A 966-nucleotide genomic window follows, 5' to 3' on the forward strand; every position below is an offset into this window, starting at 1 on the left:
CCATCGCGGCCGCGGCGGCGCGGCGTTCCTGGCGCTCGAGACGGGTGCGCGCGTCGTGCCGGTCGGGCTCATCGGGACGAATCGCGAACTGAAGGATCCGGCGACCGGACGCGCCCCGCGCGTCGAGATACGCTTCGGGCCCCCTGTGCGGCTCGACGACCTGGACGGGATGCCCGGAGGCCGCGCCCGGCGCGAGGCGACGGACCGGATCATGGCCGCGATCCAGGAGCTCACCGGGCAGGAGCTCTCGGACGGCTACGCCGATGGGGGTCGGGGCGCCTGATCCTTCGCTCCCCCAGCGTCGTGGTTCAGGATCCGCCGTTCGCGAGGCGGCGGATCGAGCGGGCCGCCTGCATCGCCAGCACGACGAGCAGCGCGAGCGTCAGAAGGTCGCACGCGATGTAGACATAGTGCCAGGGCGACTGGCCGGGATCGGCGCCGGCGAGCACCAGGTCGGTGCGGGCGTTGAGCGGGGGGCGCACCAGCGCGATCTTCACGACGAAGAGCGCGGCGAGGCCGGCAAGCCACGCGAGGCGCGCTCTCGCGAGGCGCGCGGCGCGCGGCCAGAGGCTCACGAGGATCAGGGCGACGAGCAGCAGGCCCTCGACAGCGTTCAGCGCGGCGAAGACGAGCCGCCCGATGCCGAGACCGAGCGGAATCGTGATGCCGGGCGCCTGGAACTTCAGCGGCGCCTCGATGAATCCGATCGCCGCCACCATCCCGAACCAGAGCACCGGCAGCACCAATCGCCACAGCTCGGTCGAGAGTCTCCCGTTCATCCTGGTCTCCTCCATAGTCGCCGCCCGTCGGGTCGATCGCCGTCATCGCGCGGCGAGCGCAGCCGCGTACAGTTCGCGGGCGGAGAGACCCGTCGCGGCGGCGACCTCTCGCGTCGCGTCCTTGAGGCGGTCCCCGCGCGCCACCCGATCCTGCACCTCCGCGAGCGCCGCCTCGGGCGACACCGTC

General features: G+C 72.9%; 2 protein-coding genes and 1 pseudogene. 1 reads left to right on the top strand and 2 read right to left on the bottom strand.

The window, feature by feature from the left end; all coding sequences use genetic code 11:
- Window positions 1-283, top strand: a 283-nt coding sequence (locus ACFPZL_RS13695) for a lysophospholipid acyltransferase family protein (protein ID WP_382335939.1), incomplete at its 5' end; no start/stop codon positions are given.
- 25 nt (window positions 284-308) lie between these two features.
- Here the strand turns inward: ACFPZL_RS13695 and ACFPZL_RS13700 are convergent.
- Together ACFPZL_RS13700 and ACFPZL_RS13705 are read right to left on the bottom strand one after the other, a co-directional pair.
- Window positions 309-779, bottom strand: coding sequence for a hypothetical protein (locus ACFPZL_RS13700; protein WP_236022022.1), 471 nt, complete (start codon window positions 777-779; stop codon window positions 309-311).
- 42 nt (window positions 780-821) lie between these two features.
- Window positions 822-966 (bottom strand): annotated as a pseudogene (locus ACFPZL_RS13705) (16S rRNA (cytidine(1402)-2'-O)-methyltransferase); the annotation flags it as partial.

The sequence above is a fragment of the Leucobacter soli genome (genome assembly GCF_042659205.1).
GTDB lineage: Bacteria > Actinomycetota > Actinomycetes > Actinomycetales > Microbacteriaceae > Leucobacter > Leucobacter soli.